Here is an 18,527-nt window from a genome sequence, read left to right as displayed (position 1 = left end):
TCATTTATAGAATAGAGCGGTGAGCACATAACCAGAAAAAATGACCATAAGAAAAGATGTGACCACAGCCTTTCTTGTGGTTTGGCCCACACCAATGGCCCCACCTTCTGTCCTAAGTCCTTGGCTACAGGATATGGTAGAGATGGAAAGACCAAATACATAACCTTTGAGAAGACCCACATATAAATCTTTTAGTCCAGGAACAGAGGAGATTCTGTAATACACATCTTGGAAATAACTGATCATATCGATTCCCAGTTGAAAATGTCCTACAATTCCACCACCTAAGATTCCTAATGCAGCTGAATACACACATAAAACAGGAACCATCAAGGAGAATCCAACTATCCTTGGGAGTACAAGATACCTGATTGGACTAATGGACATCACTTCCAAAGCATCAATTTCTTCCGAAACTTTCATGGTGCCGATTTCAGCAGCCATCGCCGAACCAACAGATGCTGCCAAGATGAGAGAAGTCATAAATGGGGACATCTCACGAGTGAGGGTGATGGTGAGCAAAAGTCCAATTTGACCTTCGGCTCCAAAGTCGCGAAGTCCAAGGCCGGTATTTAGTCCAAGGATCATTCCTGTGAAAACAGAAACAATGGAGACAACAAACAAAGAACCAACTCCAGCGATAAACATTTGTTCTAAGATCTCTTTTCTTTTGAAATAAAGATGGTGAGATTGTCCTATGGCACGAAAGAGAAGAAGGACAGTGTAACCAACGGCATAAAGAAAAGGTTCCAAGGTTTTGGAATATAGGCGTTTCATAGTTCCCACCAGAGGAGTTTGAATTTATTTTTTGTATCTCGGGTATCAATTCCAAATAATCCGTAAACAAAATCATAACGGAACCCCGTCGGTGATTTGGAATACTCTACGAGTAAGGGAATATGGATATGTGTTTCATCCTCTGTCCAACGATGCGAGTAAAGCCTTGTGATTAAATGCAAACGTTTCTCTCCATTGGACGATCTTTTGTATTCGATGAGAGAGAAGATAGGTTCCCAAACATCCTCCATCACTTCAAAGCGAACTGGAATAATGGCTAGGGTATTCCATCCAAAATTCCCATCGGCATCTTTATGATACCGGAATAGGGGCCAAAGTTTCCAGTAATAATCTTCCCTTCCTGTTTGGACATATTCACTTTTCATATGGGAATAAAAAGGTAATAAAAAATGAGAAGTAGCTTTTAAGTGTGAGGTATTTTGCGACAAACGAATGTAAAATGGTGTTATAAACTCCGCTTCTTTATTGGCAAAATAAGAATATCCATAAAAAGGAAAAAATACAAGTTTTTCCGTATCTTTTTTTATGGAAGTGGTATATTGAAAAAAAATAAAAAGAGCAGTGTAGTTGGTTTGTCCTGTTTTTTTGTCATAGCCATAAGAGAATAAAGAATTCAAAATAGGAAACCAAAGGTAGGCTCTACTTTTCATATTCCCATCTCTAGAATCCTTACTGTTATAAAGAGGGAAAAAAATAGAATACGTGGTTGGTTCTTTTTTATCCAATCTTTCTTCTCCCCATTGGAAAAAAGGCCAAAGAAAGGACTGTCGTTTGTATTTTCCTTCGTTTTCCTTCTTTGAATAAATCGGGAAAATACGAATGTCACTTCTTGTTTCCGATCCGCCCCACATCACCAAGGGCCAAAAGATGGATTTTGCTTCATAGGTTTTATACTTCCATTCGGAGTAAACTGGAAACAGAACATAACTTAGTTCTTGGTAGGAAAGTTTGTTTCTAATTTTTCCATAGAGGGGAAACACACTAAAATAGTTTTCTCTTTGTGATTCACCTTTCCCCCAAATCAAAAGAGGAGTGAAGAGGATGTCCTCATCATCGTCACCTTCTTCATGTTTGAATCCTGTTCCACTGAAGAAAAACAAAGAGGACCAGGTATACCAGTAGTTGGTTTCTTCTTTGTAATAGATAGGGGAGAGATAACTTTTAAAACGAAAGGCATAGGTTTTATCTTGGAAACCCATGTAAAACGGACGAAAGGCTAAATAACTTTGCCTGCCCCGTTCTTCAGATTCATATAAAAACCAAAATTGGTGGTAATCAGACTTGATATCTTCTGTAAAGGAATTGGGTAGTTTGGCAAAAATCGAGGAACTGAGAAAGAAGAGACAAAAAACAATTCCGAATTGAATTTTAAAGCGGGAATCCACGTAATTTCAATATCTTCAAGTTTCTATAAAAGGAATCAAGTGATTTCATGACCCAAACAAAAATCGCACTGCTTTTCGGGGGTATCTCCGGGGAACATATTATCTCCATTCGTTCTTCTTATTTCATTTTCAATACAATTGATCGGGAAAAATACCAAGTTTGTCCGGTTTATATCGACCAATCGGGAAAATTTTGGATTCCAGAGGGAAAAGATCCTCAGTATCCTGATCCCTCTGGCAAATCGGAAACTGAGTTTTTGAACGAATTTTCTTCTGTCAATGGGATGACAAAACCGTCTTCCGGTGCCGGTTTATTGGAACATGGATTTCAGGCCGCCTTTTTGGGGTTACACGGGGGAGCTGGCGAAGATGGTAGGATCCAGGGTTTTTTAGATGTATTAGAAATTCCTCATACAGGATCAGGGGTTTTGGCTTCTGCTCTTGCTATGGATAAATATCGGGCGAATCTTTTATTCCAAACCGTTGGAATTCCTGTGGCTCCTTTTGTGGATTTAGAAAAAGGAAAATCAGATGCGAGAAAAACAGTTTTAAATCTTCCTTTCCCGTTTCCCGTTTTCATCAAACCAACGCTTGGTGGTTCTAGTGTCAATACGGGAATGGCAAAAACTCCCGAAGAGGCAATGGTTCTTATCGATAAAATTTTTGTTTCGGAAGACCGAGTCCTGATCCAGAAATTGATATCTGGAACAGAAGTCTCCATTGGAGTTCTGGAACGTTTTGAAGGCGAAAAACGAATTCCTTTTCCCTTAGTGCCAACAGAGATTCGACCCAAATCAGAATTTTTTGACTTTGAAGCCAAATACACAAAGGGAGGAAGTGAAGAGATCACTCCTGCACCAGTCGGAGATGAAATCACAAAAAAATTACAAGACTATACTTTGAAATGCCATGAAATCTTGGGCTGCAAAGGGTATTCACGAACGGATTTTATCATTAGCGAAGGAATTCCTTATGTTTTAGAAACCAATACACTTCCTGGAATGACGGGAACAAGTCTCATCCCCCAACAAGCAAAAGCACTCGGGATCGAGATGAAAGAAGTATTTACTTGGCTTCTAAGGATTGCCCTTTCTTAGGAAAAAAATACATCCCAATTAAGATGGCGATAAGGCTTGCTATGGTTCCATAAAAATGGCTTGTCATATCGTCACCGTAAACCTCCAAAATAAGCCAGGTGACAATCCCCACGAGTAAAGAAAAAAGCGCAGATCTTTCATCGGCCTTTTGGCTCATCAGTCCAAATACCATCGGGATAAATAAAGTCACAAGAGAGATCCCACCTGAGTCTTCCACAAGAGCATAAATCGAAGGTTTTCCCACTGCCAGTAAAAATGAAATTCCGGCAATGATTAGGACCGAAGTTCTCGAAAGCAAAAGGAGTTTTTTATCGTCCATATCCTTGAATGCGTATTTTAGAATATTCTCAGATAATATAGAAGATGGAGCAAGGATGGCTCCAGATGCTGTCGAAAGAATGGCAGAGATCAGTGCAGAAAAAAATAAAACTTGAATCCAAGGACTGGAAAACTTGGAAATCATCGTCGGGATCAGAAGTTGTCCTGTTTCGGAATTTAAATCAAAATTTGGGATCAGGCTTTTGGCATGGAGTCCTAAAAACAGGGGGATGAGAGCAAAAAGTAAATAAAAAACAGAAGAGAGATAAGAGGCACGAATTGCCACTTTTTCGGATTTAGCAGACATGACCCTTTGGAATATATCCTGTTGGGGCAAAGATCCAAAACCAACAACCATCCAAGCAGATAAATACAAAGTCCAAGCATGGAAATTGGATTCAGGAAAAAAACGAAAGAATCCATCAGGTTTTTCTTGGATAGATGTCCATATAGGCTTTATTTCATTTAACTCAAATAATACGATGACAAGGCCCACTATGATGGAAATGGATTGGAAAAAATCTGTTAAAGAAACAGACCACATTCCTCCTAAATAAGTATAAAAAACAACGAGGCAGGCTCCGATGACTATGGCAGTGAATTGGTTGATTCCAAATAAAATTTGAACCATTATTCCGAGAGCCACAAATTGTGCCGCGACCCAACCAAAATAGGAAAAGATAAGGCAGATCCCGGCGATAAACTCCATCTTTTTTCCATACCGGTTTCTGTAGAAGTCACCAAAGGTAAGGATTTGCATTCGATAAAGATACTTAGCAAAAACGAGTCCAAGTAAAAAAAGACAAAGGGCTCCACCAAACGGATCTTGGATGACTGCTAAAAATCCCCCCTTTGCAAATTCTACGGAGGAACCAAGAATGGTTTCACTTCCAAACCAAGTGGCAAATAAAGCTGCAGTGGAGATGGGGAGGGGTAAACTTCTACCGGCTAAAATAAAGTCTTTGGAATTTTTTACTTTTTTTGCCGCATAAATTCCAATTGCAATCGTAATGAAAAGGTAACCTATGATAAATGCAGCTTGGAAATTCATTTTTTAAAATAAATCTTCTTCCACTGGTTTCGAAGGACTTTCATCTTTCTTTTTTTTCACTGATGATTTTACAATTTCACCACTGGGAGCCTTCGATAAAAATTCAATTTTTGCTTCTGCATCGACTAATCTTTCTGAACAAACTTTTTTTAGTTCCATTCCTCTTTCATAGGCTTTGATGGATTCTTCTAAAGAAAGAGTTCCTCGTTCTAATTTTTCGGCAATGTCTTCTAATTCACGAAGTGCTTCTTCAAAGCTAACTGTTTTTTTCTCAACCATTTTGAATTCCTATATTTTTTCTTTTACTTCTACAAGAAGTTTTCCATCAGAAAGAAAAACTTCTAAACTCTCATTTTCTTTGATTTTATGAATGGAGGATATAACTTGTTTGTCCTTATTTCGAACCACAGAGTAACCTCTTTGTAAAGTTCCAAGAGGTGAAAAATGAATTAATCGTTGTTCTGCGAGGGTAAATTTATTTTGAATTCGTTCTAAATAAGATTTCCAGTTCTGTGTTAAGGTATCAAACTTTTGAAATTCACTTTGTTTGCGTACCAAATAGTTTTTCCCAAGGAGGGAAATTTTTGTCATGAGTTCATCAAGAGTCGTGGATCTTACCTCTAAGAGAGTTTTCGGATTTTGAAATACTGACCTTCCTATGATCCCTGCCCATTTTTCTTTTCCCAAACGCACAACACCATTAAGCGCTGCTTTCAGTCTCTCTTCCATTTCATCCAAACGGATAAGGGTATCTGAAACATTGGGGATGGCTAGTTTTGCAGCAGCCGTGGGAGTAGGAGTTGTTGCATCCGCTGCTAAGTCTGTGAGTACCCTGTCAATTTCATGACCCACAGCTGAGATAATTGGAATTCGAGAATTGTAATACGCCATGACCACTGCTTCTTGGTTGAAGGCCATAAGATCTTCAAAGGATCCACCGCCTCGGCCTGCAATGATGACATCCACTTCCCATTTCGGATCATTGATTTCTCTTATGGCTTCTATGATGGAACTTTCTGCCCCATCACCTTGGACAAGACATGGTGAAACTAAAATTTGAATGGAAGGATTGAGGTCTGTAGCAATCCGAATGATGTCTTCAACGGCAGCCCCTTTGGGAGAAGTGACAATGCCTAAACGTTTCGGAAATTTTGGAAGAGGGCGTTTGTGAGTTAGATCAAAAATTCCTTTTTCATGTAGGCTTTTTTTCAGTTTCTCAATTTTTAAGAGGATATCCCCTTCACCGATTTCTTCTACTTTTTGCACGGTAATGCTATAATATCCGCCTGGTTCATACACAGAAACAGAACCATAAACCAAAATCTCCATTCCATTGCGAAGAGGTGTTCCTTTATAGTTTTTTGCCTGGAAGGAAAAGAAGGCACATTTGATGACACTAGCCGTATCTTTCAGAGAGAAATACATATGCCCCGAACTATTGGTTTGGGAATGATTTGAGATTTCTCCCCGAATCCAAATATTTTTGAATTCAGGAGAATCTTGAAGTTTGGCTTTGATCAGCCGATTGACTTCACTGACACTGAGCGATGAATCTACTGTTTCCATTTACGTGGTCTGAAAACGAGTTTCTCTAAAAATTTTCCAAAAATCCCATAGGATGATGACAAGGGTTAAAGCCATTGGTCCAATGATAATTCCTGCAACACCAAACTCTTGTAAACCGCCAATAAGAGAGAGAAAAATTAAAAATGGATGCGTTTTTAGTTTTTTGTCTAAAATTTTTGGTTTCACTAAGTTTTCTAAAATCAAATAACTTGCTCCACCTGCGATCATAAAAAGAATACTGCCTGTCCAATTCTCTTGGACTAAACCGATATAAAGTCCAATCGGTAACCATACAACAGATGTTCCGACAACGGGGATTAATGAAAAAATCGTAGCAATACTAGAAAGTAAAAACTTATTTGAAACAGAAGTAAAGAGTAACAAAACATAGATTAGAGCACCTTGTAACAAGGAAATAAAAAGGTTCCCCATCATTACCGTACGAATGGCTTCTTCTATTCTTCTACCTAGTCTCTCTTCTATTTCCGTTGGGAACGGTAACAAAACAAAAAGTCCATGTTCCATCCTACTTCCTTCTTTGTATAAAAAGAAAAGTAGAATAAACGTAAAAAATGCATTGAAGATGATGGCACCAGGTACTTCAAATGAACCAAGTAAAAAACCAGAAGAGTTTTTTAATAAACTATAAATGGAATCTAAGTTTAGAATATCCATATGTTGGCCCACATACTCGCGGTACATCAGAGGTAGTTTAATCCAAAAGAATTCATTTTCAGTAAAAAAATCTGTCAACATCGGACTATTGAGTAACAATGCAACGATTGATTCTTCAGTGAGTTGGTTTCTAATATAACTGACTAAGTTTAATGATTCTCTTATCAAAGTAGAGAGAATGAGATAGGAAGGGATGAATACTCCCGCAAGCATCAGGATGACCATGATATAGGGAGACAATCCATGAAACTTAACACCTAAAAGATTCTTTAGTTTTTTATGAGTTTTCCTTGTGGTGAGGTAAAATAATAAGGCAAGGAAACTCGCCCAAAGGAAGGGTTTAAAAACAAAAAATAATGTAAGACAGGTTCCTAAAAAAATCGCACCGAGTAGTAGGTATACGATTGTTTCATTTTTATTTTTAATCCAATTCATTTTTAATAACTAGAATGTTTTCTGAAATAAAATCGAATGTAATTTGTATTTGTTCCTGAAGTCGAAACAATGATGGAAAGGGATTTTTTAATAAAACCTTCTAGTAAATAAGAAACTTCTCCATTTTTTTCATTTTTTTCGATGAGTTTCCAATCACCTTGTGCGGCTCTTGTTTCGATTCTTTTTAGAATCATCTCCAAACTTTCTTCTGATTCCAAAAGTAAACTTGCTTCCTTTGTATGGATATGACTTGTTTTGAATTCGCTGGATTGGAGTAATTGCGCTTTTTCAGGAAAAAAGGACTGAGGAAATGCTGGCGGAGCATTCATCGGGTATTTTGTCACAACGATTTGATCAAATCGATAGATTTCGGTTTGAGGAACCGGGCGACATTCCCAGAGAAGAAGAAGTAAAATAGGCAAAAATCGAAGCATTAGGGAAAGCAAATGTGAAACTAGTGATTCCTTCCATTCATTTTTTTAAATCTTTGTTGCCATCTGGTTTGGAAACATATCCTCTTCTTTTGTGCTGGATTTCTTAGAATTTGATGCGTTTTTGAATCAGATCCTTGCATTGCCCCCTGGTGTACTTTGGGCCTTTTTTTGTTTTTCTAACTTTCTGGAAAATATTTTTCCCCCTTGGCCAGGGGATACGGTCACAGTCTTTTCTGGGTTTTTATCTTCAAGTCCCGGCTCTTCACTTTCCTTATCATCGATCATCTGGGCAACCTACTTGGGAAACCTTCTGGGAGCCCTGGCCATGTATTTTTTTGGGGAAAGGATCTTACAATTTCTAAAACGATCTAAGTTTCCTTTTTTGGCCGCACTTTACCAAGAAGAAAATTTACATAAGACTCTTATTTGGTTTCGAAAACACGAAGTGATTGTTGTCCTCTTGTCGCGTTTTTCGGCAGGGATTCGGTTTTTTGTCTCCATTGTTGCGGGTATGTCCAAAATGAACGTCATTAAATTTGTCCTTCTGTATTCTTTGGCTATTTCGATTTGGTGTGGGCTCTTACTTTCTGGGGGTTCCCTGCTTGGATCTAATTGGAACCAAATCGTTGTTATGTTATCATACTACAATCAAACCATTGGAATAGTTCTCATTTGTTTATTTTTGTACTTTCTATACCAAATTAGGAAGAAAAGAAATACAAAGTTGACATGATTTGATCTTCTGTTAGGGTTTTCACCCATGAACTCTTGGGGAAATATAGCGTTTGATTTTTATACATTCGGCTCGCTCGTCGGTGTTATTTTTACTTTTTACAATGCACAATTTTTTTTGACGGTGAAAGAAAAATCGGAAGCTACCTATCAATTGGGAATGGGTACGCTCTGGCTTGGCCTGTTTCATTTTGGGTATCTCATTAATTTTTCTTTTATGGGTCCTTCGTCCGCTTATCTTCGATGGCTCGTCATCATAGGTGCTATGGCTGGAGCGACATACCTAACCAGCTTTTTTCTAAGTTACCCAGAAGTTTATTTCCCCCGATTAAAAAAATACCTCTTTAGGGTCATGAACTTTGTCGTTGTGACTGTAACTGGTTACTTTGTATATATTAGCCTAACGGCTGGTAGGTTGTTTTTCTTTAGTGGTCATTATTGGGATTTTCCTGTTCCTGTTTTTTACAAAGCATATGCAATCATCGTTCTGATTTTTTTTGTTACTTTTTCTCTCGTTGCCATTGTGCAGATATTCAAAATGCCAAGAGAGTCGAGGTTTGCATCAGCAAGCATTCTCATCGCATTTATCCTTGTGACCATCCTACCAGGAATTATGAATGCACAATCAAGGGATGGAGCCATTGGCCGCGGACTTTACCAAACCATTACGGATTTAGTTTTGGTAGTTGGTTTGTTTGTTGCCAATGTAGTTTATATCAATAATACAAAAGACAAAACTACGATTATCTCGCGAATTATCGGAATTTCTCTCGCATCATTTTTACTTGTGCTACAACTTGTTGCTTATTCTGTCATCCAACAGTCTGAATCAAACTATGATATGGTTCATACGGCAAGAGCCAAAAATTATATTGCAGGGATCGATACGGACCAAGTTCCCAGTTTTCATTATACTTATGATATTAACGAGAAAGAGTTTGTTCGTAAAAAAGGAATCGAAGAAACTTCTGTGGAACCTGCGAGTTACGAATCAGAATATTGGAATTCCTGGGCATTGGAAACCATTCTTTCTTACAAACAAAGTTCTGATTGGAAAGAAAAAACAAGTCGTCTGTTTTCAAAGTTACCAGAGTCAAGCAAAGGTTATGCGGCTGAGATCAAACGACTTTTGTCATTGGACCAAGTGACATCCCCGGAACTTCTCATCCAAGAATTGGAATCTGAAAAACGTAAAATCCTGTACACTAGAAATAAATTAAGAGAAATCCCCGTGAAAAATTTTTCCGAAGGGGCGATTTCATTGGTTTTCAAAAAAGATGGTCCACTTTCCGGTTTTTATGGGGCAGCGCGTACGGTTTTAGAGACGGACATTTCTGAAGAAAAAAAATTCGAAGTCCTTGATCAGATGTTTTCCCCTATGCCGAATCATGGAGACAGAAATTACCGGGGTCGGGTTAAATTTGCCGAAAACAATCCTGAGTATTCGTTTTATGTAAGTTATCTTGTGGTGGATAAAGAGAAAGGACTTATCCATGAAGTGGGTTATCCTTATTTGGATTACCGGGAATTCCAGGAAGAAGTCACACTCCCTTGGATCATTGGTGTTTTGTCTCTTGCGGTGCTCGTCATATTTGGATATAGATTGTTTTTCCTAATTGCACTCTTAAGGCCAATTGAACAAATCATCGAAGGTTTGACAGAGGTAAACTCCGGAAACTTAGAACATCGACTGACAGTTCATGTGGAAGATGACATTGGATTTATGGCAAGATCATTCAACAGAATGGTGCGTTCCATCCAAGCAGCTAGAAAAAAGTTGGAACAATATGCTGACCAATTGGAAGTAAAGGTGCAGGAACGCACTAAGGAGTTGGAGAATTCTTTAAAAGAGGTACAATCTCTCAAACACCAACAGGATGGAGATTATTTTTTAACATCGCTTCTTTTGCAGCCGTTTAATGCAAATAATGCGAATCATGATAATGTCCAGGTTGATTTTTTACTGGAACAAAAGAAAAAATTTACCTTCCGCCAATATGAAAAAGAAATCGGTGGGGATTTGAATATTGCCAATCAGATTTTTTTAAACAATCGTTCCTACACTGTGTTTTTAAATGCTGATGCCATGGGTAAGTCCATGCAGGGTGCCGGAGGTGCGCTTGTTCTTGGTTCTGTTTTTGAATCAATCATTACAAGAACTCAACTTTTAAGTGAGGCTCGCAATACATATCCGGAACGTTGGATCAAAAATACCTTTTTAGAACTTCATAAAATCTTTGAAGGTTTTGACGGTTCCATGCTTGTTTCATTGGTTCTTGGACTCATCGATAATGAAACAGGTCTTTTGTATTTTATTAATGCAGAACATCCTTGGATGGTTTTGTACCGAGATGGAATTGCCAGTTTTATCGAAAACGAACTGATGTTTCGAAAACTCGGAACATCCGGAGTCCAAGGAAATTTATATATCAAAACCTTTCAGTTGGAAGCAGGAGATGTTCTACTGGCTGGATCTGACGGTCGAGATGATCTACTCATCTCACATACCGAAGATGGGAAACGAGTCATCAATGAAGACGAAAGGCTTTTTCTTCGAGTTGTGGAATCGGGAAAAGGAGATTTGGACCGGATTTATGAAGAACTGCGCCAATACGGTAGCCTTACAGACGATTTATCACTTTTAAGAGTTTCTTTTATTGAAGAAAAAGAACGTTATAAAATTGAAAAAGAAAAACTAAAAGAAATTCAATCCTTACTCCACAAAGCAAAAGAAGCGAGTGAATCTTCTGATCTCCAAGAAGCAGTTTCGTATTTAGAAAAAGCCAATTCTTTGGAAGAGAACATTCCTGAAATCAAAAAGAAATTCATCCAACTCTATTTAAAACTCAAAGACTATGGAAACGCCAAAAAAATGGCAAAAGACTATAGTTTGTTAAAACCAATGGATACGGAGATTATGTACATCACTGCATTTTGTGCAAGGAAGGTGGCCGATATCAAAACTGCCATTGATTTTGGGGAAAGGGTTCGCCTTCGTGATCCCAACCATGTCAAAAATTTGATCAATTTAGGGCAGACTTATTTGGCTGATAAAAACTTTTCTCGGGCAGAAAATATCCTTAGTTCTGCTTTGGAATTGGACCCAGAAAATCCGAGTTTGCAGAGGCTTCTTGACCACATTCGGAAAAAACAAAACAAACAAGATGTTGTGAGTTAGAGTCTAAGATTTACATTGAATGAAACGTTTGAGATAAAAATTTCCGAAAGTTTTCGGGACTTTACGGAAGAGGAATGGAATCTTTTAGTACCACCAGATTCCGTTTTTCAAGAATACGAATTTCTTTCCGGGTTAGAAAATGCTGGGTGTATCGGAAATGGGGATTGGATCCCAGTCCTTGTTTCTGCCAGAAAAGAGGGAATTTTAAAAGCTGTCCTTACTGCTTACCTTCGCAGTGATTCGTATGGCGAATATATTTTTGATTTCCAATGGGCCAATGCGTTTCACAGAGCAGGAATTCCTTATTACCCAAAATTGACGGTGGCCGTTCCTTTCACACCTGTGACGGGGAATCGAATTTTATTTTCTGCCGATTTAAGCGATACGGAAAAAGATTCTCTTGGATCTTTACTTTTGCAAAGGCTGATTCAATTTGGAAAGGAAAAAGAAACTTCTTCTGTTCATATTTTGTTTTGTAAAGAAAACGAACAGAAGTTAGGCATCCAAAATTCTTTTGCTCCAAGACTTTCTCACCAATACCACTGGTTTAACAAAGGTTTTGCGAATTTTGAAGAGTTTTTATCCACTCTTGTCAAAGATCGTAGAAAAACCATACGCCAAGAACGAAGAAAAATTTCTGAATCGGGTCTGGTAATCCAAACCCTTACCGGTGACCAGATTACCGAGGACCATGCTCATATATTTTTTACGTTTTATCAGGATACACATTCAAAAAAATGGGGCCAAGCCTATTTGAACCGAAAGTTCTTTTTGGAAATGCATCGGAGATTTCGCCATCGTTTGGTTCTTGTTTTGGCAAGCGACCCTTCCGGGAAACCAGTAGGTGGAAGTTGGAATGTGTTTCGAGACGGATTTTTATTTGGTAGGTATTGGGGAGCTTTGGAACATGTTCCCAATTTACACTTTGAATGCTGTTATTACCGATTGATTGATTTTGCAATTGAACATAAAATGGAACGAGTGGAGGCGGGTGCCCAAGGGGAACATAAATTCTTAAGAGGTTACGAAGCGGTTCCCATGTATAGTTTGCACCATATTTATAATGAACAGGGCAGAGCGGCCATTGAATCCTATTTGGAACGAGAGATTGTAATGGAAAGAGAAAATATTTCCGCTTATAATTCACAGTCTCCTATCAAATCGCTTCGGGAGGGAACTTAAGTGTCAGATCCAAAACGCAAATCTTATACCGATATGAACGTGGAACTTCTCGAAAGAGAAAAACAGAAAAAGAAATTAAAAAAACCTGACCGGTATAAAGTGATTCTCATTAACGATGACTACACCCCGCAGGAATTTGTGGTCTATGTACTTGCCAATGTCTTTCGGAAATCTATGGAAGAATCTCGTCAAATAATGTGGAAGGCTCATACTTCTGGGTCGGCCGTTTGTGGGGTGTATTCTTTGGACATCGCAAGAACAAAGGTAGCGGAAGTACATAAACTTGCGGACGACGCAGGGCATCCATTACAATGCCAATTGGCAAAAGAGGAGGACGAATGAACCTTTCCCTTGATTTAGAAAAAACCTTAGAGCTTGCGGGGAATGAAGCAAGTAAATACCATCACGAATTTATAACATTAGAGCATTTGTTATATGGTTTGACATACAATGAAAAAACAAAAGATGTTTTGATTCATGTCGGATGTGATTTGGATCTGCTCCGTAAGGATCTCACTGAATACTTTGAAGAAGACCTTTCTACCATTGCCGTTCCTAATTTAAAAATCCAACCAAAATACACTGTTGGAGTGCAGTTTGTCATACAGTTTGCAGCCTTCCATGTCCAAAATTCGGGAAAAGAAGAAGTGGATGGAAACAATGTACTTGTGGCCCTTTTTCGAGAAGAAGATAGCCAAGCCTTTTATCTATTGGCCAAACAAGAAGTCAACCGTCTGGATGTGATTAAATACATCTCGCATGGAATCAAAAAAGAATCGGAACCAGAAGAACTTAATTTTTCAGAAGAAATTGAACCAGAAGAAGGAGAGACAGGCTCCCGTAAATCCGCACTGGAAAAGTTTTGTGTCAATTTAACAGAAAGGGCCAGGTTAGGAAAATTAGATCCTTGTATTGGTCGGGAAGTGGAAATCGAAAGAACTATTCATATTTTATCTCGTCGTCGTAAAAATAATCCTATTTTTGTAGGGGAAGCGGGAGTGGGAAAAACTTCCATTGTGGAAGGGATTGCCGAACGAGTGGTAAAGGGTCTTGTTCCCAAAAGTTTACTCAATCTAGAAATATATTCACTTGATATGGGACTTGTGATGGCAGGAACCAAATTTCGTGGGGAATTTGAAGAACGTCTAAAAGCCATCTTACAAGAAGTAGTTGGTAAACCGGAACGAATCATCTTTGTGGATGAAATCCATACCATTGTGGGAGCCGGTGCAGTCTCCGGTGGAAGTTTGGATGCCTCCAATTTGATGAAACCTGCCCTTGCCAATGGAGAACTCAAATGCATTGGCACCACAACATACAAAGAATATAAATCTATTTTTGAAAAGGACCATGCACTCTCTCGTAGGTTTCAAAAGATTGAAGTGACTGAACCTTCCCGAGAAGATGCGATCGAAATCTTAAAAGGACTTAAACCTAAATATGAATCTTTTCACGGAGTGACATACAGTGTCAAAGCCATCGAAGCTTGTGTGGATTTATCCAGTTTACATCTTAGAGATCGTTTTTTACCAGACAAAGCCATTGATTTAATGGATGAATCTGGCGCCTTTGTAAAGTTACGTGATGAGAAAAAAGAAAAGGCAAAAAAACAAGTAGGGATTTTAGAAATTGAATCCCTTGTGGCCAAAATTGCCAAAATTCCAGAAAAAACTGTCAAAGCAGATGATAAAAAGAAATTAGAAAATCTAGATTCTGAAATCAAATCCATTGTCTTTGGACAGGATCATGCCATCGAACAAGTAGTAGATGCGATCCATTATTCTCGTTCTGGTCTCAGTGACGAAGGAAAACCAATTGGTAGTTTCCTTTTTGTTGGTCCGACTGGTGTTGGTAAAACAGAAGTGGCAAAAACTTTGGCAGAAAAAATGGGAGTGGAGTTTCTGCGTTTTGATATGAGTGAATATATGGAAAAACATTCCGTATCACGTTTGATTGGAAGTCCTCCGGGATATGTGGGTTATGACCAAGGTGGTCAACTGACAGATGCCATAGCTAAAAATCCACACTGCGTGTTGTTATTCGATGAGATCGAGAAGGCACATGAAGATATTTATAATATTTTGTTGCAGGTAATGGACCATGCTACACTCACCGATAGCACTGGTAAAAAAGCGGATTTTCGCAATGTAATTCTGATCTTAACCACAAATACGGGTGCTCAGGAAAGTTCCAAACCCCTTCTAGGTTTTGATTCTGACCGTTATGATGATCGTTCCTTAAAAGCCATAGAGCGGACATTCACTCCTGAGTTTCGAAACCGACTTACCGCCGTTGTCGAATTTGGAGCTCTTTCTATTCCGGTAGTGGAGCTCGTGGTCAAACGAATGTTTCGCACTTTGCAGGCCAAAGCAAATGAAAAGGGAATCCATTTGGAATTGTCAGAGAAAGCCGTGCGGCATTTGGCAGAAACAGGTTATGACAAAACAATGGGGGCAAGGCCTATCCAAAGGATTTTAAATGCAGAGATTGGAAAACCTCTCTCTAAAAAAATCCTTTTCCAAAAAGATAAGGGAACTCGTTATCTCGTAGATGTGATTGAAAAAGATGGGAAAGCCGTTCTTGAAATTATTCTTTTGGATACATAGGAGATGGTCTGTAAAAGAGAGGATTTATTTTGTGCTAGTTTTTCTTAAATAGAATCCTCTTTTTAGTACAAAATCCGAAGGTTTTTTCTCTAAGTATTTTTCGTGGAAGAAAATGTAATCAACTGATTTTAATAGATGTGGTGAAAGTCCCTCTTCAAAATCAAAAATTGTAATCACTTTATTTTCTAGAAAGCCATCGTATTTATAAAGAAAAAGGGAAGGTGTATCTTCTGGAATACAAATACCAATAGATATCTGTTTTTCTTTCGCTTCAATTTTTTCATAAACCGAATCAGCAATTAATTTGTAATCGGGATCGTTCGCATAGGAATTACTATTGAAGGAATTTCGAAAAGCAGAGTCTTGTCCTAGATACTCCCTTCCTTCCCGTTTGTTTATAACATACAAGCTAGCAATCGTTAGTGTTAGAGTGGTGATGGTTAAAAGAATTGCTCTTTTATCCGTTCGAAACAAAAAAAATGAAACCGGTATCATTAGGAGCGAAAACATTCCTGCAAAATATCTTCCTCTCCACGGGTCATAAGGACCGATAAAGGCGTTGGTAATAAAATAAAGAATGGCGGAATAAAGAAATAATGTTGCAGTTTTAGGAAACCGGGAAGGCCTTTTGATAAGTAAAAGAAATGATGATAGAAATATTATTATTCCCCAAATTCCACCATAAGAAAAATCTTCATGAATTCTTTGTTCTCTTTCTTTGTTAAATTCAGCCCTCAAATTCCTTTGTAAAACGTAATGATTTGAGATAGATTCAAAAATACTAGAAGTGATTCTCTTTATATCACGATTTGTTTCTTTGAAAACTTGCGGGGGAAGACCGTCAAGTGTAAGGATGTCTGAAGTAAATCTGATTAAATTATCGAAACCGGAGGTCCAGATGGAATCTTTTACGACCGTATGTTCTTTAAGAACTTTTGTTGGTCCGAAAGGAGACCCGTAGCGTATAAGATTATCTTTATAGCCAAAAAAAAATCCAAATGTAGCAATTGAGGTAATAATCAATGTATTTCTTAGGCTGATTCCTATGGAATCCAACTGCAATCCTTTCGGCCAAAGATGTTTCCAAAAAAATGGGATTAGGGATAAGGAATAAAGAGCAAAGGTTTCTTTTATAGCCGTAAGGAGTAATACCATAATTCCTAAAATGATAGCAATTCTTAAATCATTCCAATGAATCATTGGTCTTTTCACAAAAAGGCATAAACTGATTGAGCTAAAAATTATTGCAGTCTGAATGATATCGGTCTGTGTCGTCGTTGAGATTAATAATGTCTCAACGATAAAGAGATTCGCAATTAAAGAAAAATATTTTAGATTAATATTAGGAGAAATTAACTCCATAATATGAAAACTAGAGATAGATAGAGCCAGAAATGAATAAAGGCTAAAAATTTGTAGGAGCGGGAGATACCCCGTTCCTTTCCAGAGCCAAATATACAAACTTGTAACTCCATGGGGATGGGTGACTTGCGCCCAGTAGTTTGTCCTAAATATCTCAAAGTTTCCCTGCGATAAATATCTGAAGATGCGAGGAATCTGATAGGCAACGGAATCATGGTTATGTGGTGGTAGGATTAAGACTATAGAGAAATTAAGAAGCAAAAATAGAATAAAAATGGCGATTGCCAGTCTCGGAAAAAAGCTTTTTGGAAATTTAGGAAAGTAAAATCGCATTTTCTTTCTAAATGGTAACATACAGGAAAAAAATATGATTGAAATCGAGTATTGAAGTAATGTTTGATCTAAAGCATTGAAAAAAGACAAAATCTCTTGCGTTAGTAAAATATAGATAAGAGAGAATAGAAAAAAAACTTCTGTGAATCTCCTGGAACTTAAGAACGTATCATTAATTAGTTTAGCGCTAACAAAAATTGTGATAAGATCAAAAAGTATAAACATTTTTTAAGCTGTTTTAAATCCTACCGAGAACCTCGTCCTCTCTTTTAAAGGTAAGGTATCCAAAGACAAAGGCTCCGAGTAATGATCCCAGGAATAAATAGAAGGGAAGTCCCAGTCCCACTTCTTCTGGTTTAACAAAATCATAAAAATAACGTTTCGGGTCCAAGTATCCCCAAATCACAAATACAATCGATATCATTTGGCCTGCGAAAAACCAAATCCTTGTCCAAGAGGATTTCCAAAATCCCAAAAAGAAAAAATTGAGAAGTGCGAGAAGAATAAACACTGAGTTTAACTTAGGACCAAGGGAAATGGATTCCGTAATTTCAAAAAACCGAATTTGGTATGAGAACCAGGGTAGAACAGAAAAGAGAAGTTGCAGGAATAAAAAGATAAAAAATATTTTATCAAAGAATATTTTATGATTCCAATAGCTGTAAAGTGTTAAAAATATTTTTTTTGTTAGGTGCCACCAAGCAAAAATTAGGTCTGGAACAAAGAAAACAGATTCTTTTAAAAATTGAACAATCAGAAAGAATTTAGAAAGAAGGGAACTTGTCATTCTACTTCAGCAACCATTTCCAATTCTACAGCAGCATCAAGCGGAAGAGAACTTACTCCAATCGCAAACCTAGCATGTTTACCCTTTTCACCAAAAATGGTTGCAAGAAGTTCTGAGGCACCATTGGCGACTAAGTGTTGTTCGGTGAATTCAGGTGTTCCCGCAACAAAAACTCCAAGTTTTACTATGGATTTGATTTTGTCTAAAGAATCTATATGAAGTAGAGTTGCCGCTAAAGCATTCAAAACACATTGTTTGGCTTCTTCTTTGGCTTCCTCGATGCTTAGGTCTTTTCCAACCTTTCCCGTTTTTCGTAGTTTTCCTCCCACGAGCGGAAGTTGTCCGGAGGTAAAAATCAGGTTTCCCGACCTTTTGGAAGGGATATAGGCAGCGAGGGCCGCTGGAACAGGGGGAATTTCTAAACCGAGTTCTTTCAGGTGGTCTTGGATAGGCATTGGATTCCAGGATCACTGGGCCTAGCGCACGAGACAAAATTTTTTTTCCAAAAACGGCTAAAATAGAAAACATTCTTGATAGTTGGCAGTCAAATGTATAGATTGCTAATAAAAATAGCAGTCGTGATTAATG

General features: G+C 38.0%; 16 protein-coding genes. 6 read left to right on the top strand and 10 right to left on the bottom strand.

The window, feature by feature from the left end:
- Together EHQ47_RS15170 and EHQ47_RS15165 are read right to left on the bottom strand one after the other, a co-directional pair.
- Complete coding sequence (locus EHQ47_RS15170) at positions 1 to 777, bottom strand: MlaE family ABC transporter permease (RefSeq protein WP_135746762.1); 777 nt, start codon at positions 775 to 777, stop codon at positions 1 to 3.
- The gene (locus EHQ47_RS15165; RefSeq protein WP_135777514.1) at positions 774 to 2,183 is read right to left on the bottom strand and encodes a hypothetical protein; all 1,410 of its coding nucleotides are present in this window, start codon (positions 2,181 to 2,183) and stop codon (positions 774 to 776) included. Before EHQ47_RS15165 ends, EHQ47_RS15170 begins: the two co-directional genes overlap by 4 nt.
- Positions 2,184 to 2,230: 47 nt before the next feature.
- On the opposite strand from EHQ47_RS15165, the gene EHQ47_RS15160 reads away from it, so the two are divergent.
- Positions 2,231 to 3,280, top strand: coding sequence for a D-alanine--D-alanine ligase (locus EHQ47_RS15160; protein ID WP_135746760.1), 1,050 nt, complete (start codon positions 2,231 to 2,233; stop codon positions 3,278 to 3,280).
- On the opposite strand, the gene EHQ47_RS15155 is transcribed toward EHQ47_RS15160, so the two are convergent.
- The 5 genes from EHQ47_RS15155 to EHQ47_RS15135 are packed head-to-tail and all read right to left on the bottom strand — an operon-like array spanning position 3,249 to position 7,759.
- Entirely contained in the window at positions 3,249 to 4,649 is a 1,401-nt protein-coding gene (locus EHQ47_RS15155; protein WP_135777513.1) for a high affinity choline transporter 1, read from the bottom strand. The two genes, EHQ47_RS15160 and EHQ47_RS15155, sit on opposite strands and share 32 nt — an antisense overlap.
- 3 nt (positions 4,650 to 4,652) lie before the next feature.
- A complete protein-coding gene (locus EHQ47_RS15150; protein ID WP_135693577.1) occupies positions 4,653 to 4,928 on the bottom strand; it encodes an exodeoxyribonuclease VII small subunit in 276 nt (91 codons plus the stop codon).
- A 9-nt stretch (positions 4,929 to 4,937) separates the two neighbouring features.
- A complete protein-coding gene (gene xseA / locus EHQ47_RS15145; RefSeq protein ID WP_135746758.1) occupies positions 4,938 to 6,215 on the bottom strand; it encodes an exodeoxyribonuclease VII large subunit in 1,278 nt (425 codons plus the stop codon).
- Positions 6,216 to 7,325, bottom strand: a complete 1,110-nt coding sequence (locus EHQ47_RS15140) for an AI-2E family transporter (protein WP_004788646.1) — start codon at positions 7,323 to 7,325, stop codon at positions 6,216 to 6,218. It abuts the gene before it with no gap.
- Positions 7,326 to 7,327: 2 nt separating this feature from the next.
- Positions 7,328 to 7,759: a hypothetical protein gene (locus EHQ47_RS15135; protein WP_135777512.1), complete on the bottom strand. Its 432-nt coding sequence runs from the start codon at positions 7,757 to 7,759 to the stop codon at positions 7,328 to 7,330.
- A gap of 121 nt (positions 7,760 to 7,880) precedes the next feature.
- Between EHQ47_RS15135 and EHQ47_RS15130 the strand changes: the two genes are divergently transcribed.
- Genes EHQ47_RS15130 through clpA form a run of 5 tightly spaced genes read left to right on the top strand, consistent with a single transcriptional unit; the run spans position 7,881 to position 15,457 of the window.
- Positions 7,881 to 8,492 carry a DedA family protein gene (locus tag EHQ47_RS15130; protein ID WP_244290377.1) on the top strand — a complete coding sequence of 204 codons (612 nt, stop codon included), beginning with the start codon at positions 7,881 to 7,883 and terminating at the stop codon, positions 8,490 to 8,492.
- Positions 8,493 to 8,519: 27 nt separating this feature from the next.
- Positions 8,520 to 11,669, top strand: coding sequence for a SpoIIE family protein phosphatase (locus EHQ47_RS15125; protein WP_135777511.1), 3,150 nt, complete (start codon positions 8,520 to 8,522; stop codon positions 11,667 to 11,669).
- A gap of 15 nt (positions 11,670 to 11,684) precedes the next feature.
- Positions 11,685 to 12,851, top strand: a complete 1,167-nt coding sequence (locus EHQ47_RS15120; protein WP_135777510.1) for a GNAT family N-acetyltransferase — start codon at positions 11,685 to 11,687, stop codon at positions 12,849 to 12,851.
- Positions 12,852 to 13,193, top strand: coding sequence for an ATP-dependent Clp protease adapter ClpS (gene clpS / locus EHQ47_RS15115; RefSeq protein ID WP_004788539.1), 342 nt, complete (start codon positions 12,852 to 12,854; stop codon positions 13,191 to 13,193).
- Entirely contained in the window at positions 13,190 to 15,457 is a 2,268-nt protein-coding gene (gene clpA, locus EHQ47_RS15110; protein WP_135748955.1) for an ATP-dependent Clp protease ATP-binding subunit ClpA, read from the top strand. The genes clpS and clpA overlap by 4 nt, the downstream gene beginning before the upstream one ends.
- A gap of 24 nt (positions 15,458 to 15,481) precedes the next feature.
- On the opposite strand, the gene EHQ47_RS15105 is transcribed toward clpA, so the two are convergent.
- From EHQ47_RS15105 to EHQ47_RS15095, 3 genes are all read right to left on the bottom strand, one after another.
- Positions 15,482 to 16,657 carry a hypothetical protein gene (locus EHQ47_RS15105; RefSeq protein WP_135777509.1) on the bottom strand — a complete coding sequence of 392 codons (1,176 nt, stop codon included), beginning with the start codon at positions 16,655 to 16,657 and terminating at the stop codon, positions 15,482 to 15,484.
- 733 nt (positions 16,658 to 17,390) lie between these two features.
- Complete coding sequence (locus EHQ47_RS15100; protein ID WP_135777508.1) at positions 17,391 to 17,939, bottom strand: hypothetical protein; 549 nt, start codon at positions 17,937 to 17,939, stop codon at positions 17,391 to 17,393.
- The gene (locus EHQ47_RS15095) at positions 17,936 to 18,394 is read right to left on the bottom strand and encodes a RidA family protein (RefSeq protein ID WP_135777507.1); all 459 of its coding nucleotides are present in this window, start codon (positions 18,392 to 18,394) and stop codon (positions 17,936 to 17,938) included. Before EHQ47_RS15095 ends, EHQ47_RS15100 begins: the two co-directional genes overlap by 4 nt.
- Positions 18,395 to 18,527 lie beyond the last annotated feature (133 nt).

The sequence above is a fragment of the Leptospira bourretii genome, from assembly GCF_004770145.1.
Taxonomy (GTDB): Bacteria; Spirochaetota; Leptospiria; order Leptospirales; family Leptospiraceae; genus Leptospira_A; species Leptospira_A bourretii.
This window is presented reverse-complemented; position numbering and strand designations above follow the sequence as displayed.